Genomic DNA, 6,000 nt, shown 5'->3' on the forward strand with positions numbered 1-6,000 from the left:
TTTTTTATTTTCTGGATAGTCCTCATCTTGCTATTGTATGGACACAGCGTACATAAGCATGATTTTAATTCCGGCATCAACAGTCTATGCTCGAAAGTAACAGCCGCTGCTTAAACAATAAAAGGTGGCATATGGGTTAAGTGGAGGGAAGTCAATCATGCAAGAACTGAAATGTTATAAGGAGTTTCCGGTCTGGACACAGCAGAGTATTCCTCAGGGTTTCAAAAATAAGCACAATACCAAAGTAGGCACCTGGGCAAAACTGACCGTCTTAAAAGGTAAGGTACATTTTGCCATGCTGGACCAATCTGGCGAGGTGCAATCCGAGCATGTGTTTACTCCAGAGCAGCAACCGCCATTTATTGAGCCTGAGGTATGGCACAAAATTGTCTCTGCCAGTGAGGATGCCGAATGCCAGCTGCGTTTTTATTGCCGGCCTGATGATTATTTCAGCAAGAAATATCATTTGAATCCTACCCATTCTGAAGTACTGGCCGCCATGCCCTATTTAAAGGGTGGTCGTGCCCTGGATATCGGCTGTGGTACAGGACGTAATGCGCTTTATTTAAGCCAGAACGGCTTTAAAGTAGATGCCTGGGATGTCAATGAAAACAGTTTGCAAACCTTAAGACAAATTGTGCAGACGGAGCAAATTGAGCACATCCAGGCGCAGCGTCGCGATCTCAACACGGATACCAGTATTACAGGCCAATATGACTTTATCTACTGTACTGTAGTGATGATGTTCCTTGAGGCAAAAACCATTCCGCCGCTGATTGCACAGATGCAGCAGGCGACAGTTCCGGGTGGTTATAACCTGATTGTCTGTGCCATGGATACAGACGATATTCCGGCACAGCCAGACTTTCCATTTAGTTTTAAACTGGGTCAGTTAAGCGAGTTGTACGAAGGATGGAAGCTGATCAAATACAATGAGAATGTTGGCGAACTGCATCGGGTGGATGAACAGGGTCATCGGATTAAACAGCACTTTGCCACCATGCTAGCGCAGAAGGTTGAATAGAAGATTGAGGATTTTTTTAAATTCCTGAATTAAATCATCCAAAACGAAAAAAGATGTCAGGCTGACATCTTTTTTATGCTTAAAAAATCTTAAGCTGATTTTTTAAACCAAGAGAACCAGCCTTTTTTCTCAGCTTTTGCTTCTGCTTTTTCAGCAGTCGCGTCTTTGGTTTCTACTGCTTCAGTTTTCGCAGCTTCAACGTGTTGTTCTGCTGTAGCTTGAGCTGTTTCTACTTGAGTCGTTGCTTCTGTTTTTACTGCTTCAGCTTTAGTTTCAGCCGCTTGTTGAGTTGCAGCAACAGTCGCTTGAGAAGCTTCAACTTTTGCTTGTACAGGTGCAGCAGTTTCTTTAGCGACAGTTTGGGTTGTTTTGGTTACAACAGTTGCTGGTGTAACTTGAGCTTCAGTTGCCATTGCAGATGCAGAAGTCGCTAAGATTGCAGTCGCGATCATTGTTTTAAGCATGTTCATATAAATCCTTTTAAGGAAATAGGAAAAAAGAGGCTTGATCATACATATATAAAATTTAAGTGATTCATAAATAGGATTTTATTGGTTGATTATTCAACTGAAATTACAAAGGGATAACATTGCTTAGAAAGGTACAAGTTCAAAAGAACTTGATAAGTTGGTTCAGGTACATTTCGGTGGCCTCCGAAATAATTCATACGGCTTAAGTTATTTTTATAAAACCAATTAGAAATCATAGCTAGCTTATAGCACTGATAATTTAGAATTTCTTTTAATAAAAAACCCCGCACTAAGCGGGGTTTCTTTTATCGAGGTATTTAAAAATTAAACACGTTCGATCACTGTTGCAATACCTTGGCCAAGGCCGATACACATCGTCGCAAGACCGATTTGCGTATCTTGTTGTTCCATTACGTTTAACAACGTTGTTGTGATACGCGCACCAGAACAACCCAATGGGTGACCCAATGCAATCGCGCCACCGTTTAAGTTTACGATGTCTTGCTTGTCATACAGACCTAAACCTTTAAGAACAGACAAGCCTTGTGCCGCAAATGCTTCGTTTAACTCAACCGTTTGCATGTCTTCAATTTTAAGACCAGCACGTTTAAGTGCTTTGTGTGTTGCTGGAACCGGACCGTAACCCATGATCGCAGCATCACAACCTGCAACTGCCATAGAGCGAATCACAGCACGTGGTTTAAGACCTAAAGCTTGAGCACGTTCAGCAGACATCAGCAGCATGGCAGATGCACCGTCAGACAAGGCTGAAGAGGTTGCTGCAGTCACTGTACCGCCTTTCGGATCAAAGACTGGGCGTAAAGCACGGAAGGTTTCGATATTGGCATCCGGACGGATCACTTCATCGATATCACACAGCATTTTGTAGCCATCTGCATTGTGACCTTCAATACCAACAATCTCGTTCTCGAACAGACCATTTTCAGTCGCAGCCCAGGCACGGCGGTGAGATTCCACACCAAACGCATCCTGTTCTTCACGGGTAATGCCGTTCATACGACCCAACATTTCAGCAGTCAGACCCATCATGTTCGACGCCTTAGCATAATGCTTAGACGCTTCAGGGTTCAGGTCGATACCGTGCATCATGCCAACATGGCCCATGTGCTCAACACCACCGATGATGAAGATATCACCCTGGTTCGTCGCAATTTGCGCAGCCGCAGTGTGAATCGCCTGCATAGACGAACCACAAAGACGGTTTACCGTTTGACCTGCAACAGTCTTCGGCAAGTCTGCCAGTAATGCGATATTACGGGCAATATTCATACCTTGTTCTAGGGTTTGGTTCACACAGCCCCAGATGACGTCTTCAACTTCATTCGGGTCGAATTCGTTACGTACCAACAGGGCACGGACAAGCTCAGCAGACATTGAGTCGGCACGTACATTGCGGAACATGCCGTTTTTGGATTTACCCATTGCTGAACGCACGCCATCAACGATGACAACGTCACGTGGATTTAAAGTAGCCATTCACGTTGCTCCTTAACCGTAGAATTTTTTGTTGTTAGCAGCCATTTCACGCAACATTTCTGGCGCTTCATAAGCTTTACCAAGGTGTGCATATTTATTGCAAAGTGCCACATACTCAGCTACACCGGTTTGATCGATGTAACGGCATGGACCACCACGGAATGGAGGGAAACCAACACCCATGATCATTGCCATATCTGCTTCAGCAGGTGTTGCCACGATATTGTCTTCCAGGCAGCGAACAGTTTCATTACAGAAAGCCAGCATCATACGGTCAATGATTTCCTGAGCGTCAAACTCACGTTTTTCCGCAGTTGCAACAGATGCCACAAGCTCATATGCAGTTGGATCAACCACTTTGGCTTTTTTGCCTTTACGGTCAAGTTCATACTTGTAGAAACCAACGTCGTTCTTCTGACCAAGACGGTTGTTTTCATACATCACCTGGATCGAACCTTTGTAATCAGGTTTCATGCGATCCGGGAAGCCTTCAGCCATGACTTCTGCACCATGCACGCCCGTGTCGATACCGACAACGTCCATCAAGTAGGCAGGACCCATTGGCCAGCCGAATTTTTCCATGACTTTGTCGATTTGCTGGAAGTCAGCACCATCTTTAAGTAACAGGTCAAATGCACCGAAGTAAGGGAACAGTACGCGGTTCACCAGGAAGCCCGGGCAGTCATTGACCACGATTGGCGTTTTACCCATTTTCTGTGCAAGCACGACAGTCGTTGCAATCGCTTCAGCAGAAGTTTTCTCGCCACGAATCACTTCAACCAGTGGCATCATGTGTACCGGGTTAAAGAAGTGCATGCCCACGAAGTTTTCAGGACGTTCCAGATTTTCAGCCAGACGCGTGATTGAAATCGTCGAGGTGTTAGACGCAATAATAGTGTTGTCACGTACTTTAGATTCAGTTTCTTTCAGTACGATGCCTTTGACTTTCGGGTTCTCAGTCACTGCTTCGATCACGATGTCAACTTCTTTAAACTCGTCATAGCTTAAAGTAGGACGGATGCGAGCAAGGGTTTCACCCATTTGTGCCGGTTTCATTTTCTTGCGTTCAACCTGCTTGGTCAGCAGTTTGTTCGCTTCAGACATACCCAAGGCAAGTTGCGGGTTACCGATGTCTTTCATGATGATCGGCGTGCCTTTGCTTGCTGCCTGGTAAGCAATACCGCCACCCATGATACCTGCGCCGAGAACGGCCGCCTGGTTCACGGGATGTGCACCTTGTTCATATTTCTTGGAAGTTTTCTTCACCACCTGGTCGTTCAGGAACAAACCGATTAATGCACCTGCCTGTGGTGTGACTGCGGCTTTAGCAAAACCTTCAGCTTCAGCTTTTAGCGCGTCATCACGATGCAGGCTAGCACCTGCTTGTAATGAATCCAGTAGTAATTTTGGCGCAGGATATTGAGCCGGGTTGGCTTTGGCCAGCACCATACCTTTAGATGAATTAAACGCCATCATCTGTTCGATCGGGCTCAGTCTAACCGGATCAAGTTTTTCCTGACGCTTGTTTTGCCAGTCTAAACGGCCATGAATGGCCTGTTTCACCAGGTCAATCGCAGCATCTTTTAGCTTGTCAGCAGATACGACAGCATCGACTGCGCCATCTTTCAATGCAGCAGCAGGTTTTTTAGGATTGGCCATTGCCATCCATTCCACCGCATTGTCGATACCGATCAGACGGCTTAAACGTACTGTACCACCGAAGCCCGGGAAGATACCCAGCTTGATTTCAGGCAGGCCTACTTGCGCTTGTTCTGACATGACACGGTAGTCACATACCAGGCACATTTCGAAACCGCCACCCAGTGCCATGCCGTTAATGGCCGCCACTTTAGGAATGTCGAGGTCTTCGAAGCTGTTAAAAATTTCATGTACTGGCATTGCCCAGTCAACAATCGCTTGTTCACCCTGAGCAAAGTTGTCGCCGAATTCAGTGATATCAGCACCTACAATAAATGTAGATTTACCTGAAGTAACGATTAAACCCTGAATGTCTGCTGCGGAAACTGCGTCAATCGCAGCCTTGAAATCTTCAATCGTTGCACGGTTGAATTTGTTAACGGACTCACCTTGTAAGTCAAAGCGGAATTCTGCAATCCCGTCCTCAAGCATTTGGACGGTAATGGCATTGCCAGCGTGGATCATGCCCTGATCTCCTTTATTTTGGAGGACTTCTAAGTTGATGTTGTGAAGCAAGTGCGCATGTCCCGCGCACTTTTTGACTTCGCTAATCTTACGATAACTATATCCAAAAAGAACATAACAAGTTGTATCAAGCCGTGACGCAATGGTCATCAATTTCTGCCGGCTTGATCCGACCGGTTATAATTTTTCCTTTCAGTTTCTTATAGCCCGATGAACCAAAGATTCTGTTTCAATTCATTATTTTTCATTGATCAGCCTGACTGATATGGAGCAGAATGCCTGATTTTCAAGGCAAGCATCTCGCTAAGCTGCGTCAATTCAGTCAATTTCAGTCTTGAGCACAGGATTTTTCTCGCCGAATCTGGCTGATTGCAGGGCTTTCAGGTAGTGGTCGAGATTTTTCTATCGGCACAAATAAAACTGCCGTATCTCATTTCCGGTTACAGGAATTTGCTGAAAGTAGCCAGGAAGATCACGGCTCAAACGATATCTGGATTGAAATAATTTTCATCCTTCCAGATCCAGGCCCTGTCATCTGTGCCGGAATTGTTTATGATGATCCTGCACCTGGATATGGGGGATATCGATGCACGTGTTTCGTTCTAAAAAAGACTGGTGGTTGCTGGCTTTTGTGATTTGTATGAGTGGCCTGCTGCTGCAACTGCTGTTGACCATGCAGGCCAAAGGGACCATGCAGCAGTATCCGCTGCATACCGCTGTGTATATTCTGACTATTATTATCCTGTGGTGGCCGCTGTGGAGTACGCGCTATAGTCAAACTACTTTATTATTCATACAGGATTCGAAAAAAACTCGAAATAACTCATCGACTGAGTCGATCAACCA

The 6,000-nt window shown here is 45.4% G+C and carries 4 protein-coding genes and 1 pseudogene; 2 read left to right on the forward strand and 3 right to left on the reverse strand.

Annotation, left to right across the window (positions count from 1 at the left end; genetic code table 11):
• Nucleotides 1-157 precede the first annotated feature (157 nt).
• Nucleotides 158-1,024 carry an SAM-dependent methyltransferase TehB gene (gene tehB, locus VXP95_RS04210; protein ID WP_416711505.1) on the forward strand — a complete coding sequence of 289 codons (867 nt, stop codon included), beginning with the start codon at nucleotides 158-160 and terminating at the stop codon, nucleotides 1,022-1,024.
• A gap of 89 nt (nucleotides 1,025-1,113) precedes the next feature.
• Here the strand turns inward: tehB and VXP95_RS04215 are convergent, their stop codons facing one another.
• The 3 genes from VXP95_RS04215 to fadB form a co-directional block, all read right to left on the reverse strand.
• On the reverse strand, nucleotides 1,114-1,494 hold the full coding sequence (locus tag VXP95_RS04215; RefSeq protein WP_416711507.1) for a hypothetical protein: 381 nt from the start codon (nucleotides 1,492-1,494) through the stop codon (nucleotides 1,114-1,116).
• A 324-nt stretch (nucleotides 1,495-1,818) separates the two neighbouring features.
• Nucleotides 1,819-2,991, reverse strand: a complete 1,173-nt coding sequence (gene fadA, locus VXP95_RS04220; RefSeq protein WP_064095000.1) for an acetyl-CoA C-acyltransferase FadA — start codon at nucleotides 2,989-2,991, stop codon at nucleotides 1,819-1,821.
• 12 nt (nucleotides 2,992-3,003) lie between these two features.
• Nucleotides 3,004-5,154 carry a fatty acid oxidation complex subunit alpha FadB gene (fadB, locus tag VXP95_RS04225; protein ID WP_416711509.1) on the reverse strand — a complete coding sequence of 717 codons (2,151 nt, stop codon included), beginning with the start codon at nucleotides 5,152-5,154 and terminating at the stop codon, nucleotides 3,004-3,006.
• A gap of 586 nt (nucleotides 5,155-5,740) precedes the next feature.
• Between fadB and VXP95_RS04230 the strand changes: the two are divergent.
• Nucleotides 5,741-6,000: pseudogene (locus VXP95_RS04230) on the forward strand (hypothetical protein); the annotation flags it as partial.

Origin of the sequence: Acinetobacter sp. 226, from assembly GCF_048147925.1 — a bacterium.
Taxonomy (GTDB): Bacteria; Pseudomonadota; Gammaproteobacteria; order Pseudomonadales; family Moraxellaceae; genus Acinetobacter; species Acinetobacter pecorum.

Excerpts from the sequence above, each read along its gene's own strand:
- tehB (WP_416711505.1), top strand. The coding sequence starts at position 158 with ATGCAAGAACTGAAATGTTATAAGGAGTTTCCGGTCTGGACACAGCAG.
- VXP95_RS04215 (WP_416711507.1), bottom strand. The coding sequence starts at position 1,494 with ATGAACATGCTTAAAACAATGATCGCGACTGCAATCTTAGCGACTTCT.
- fadA (WP_064095000.1), bottom strand. The coding sequence starts at position 2,991 with ATGGCTACTTTAAATCCACGTGACGTTGTCATCGTTGATGGCGTGCGT.
- fadB (WP_416711509.1), bottom strand. The coding sequence starts at position 5,154 with ATGATCCACGCTGGCAATGCCATTACCGTCCAAATGCTTGAGGACGGG.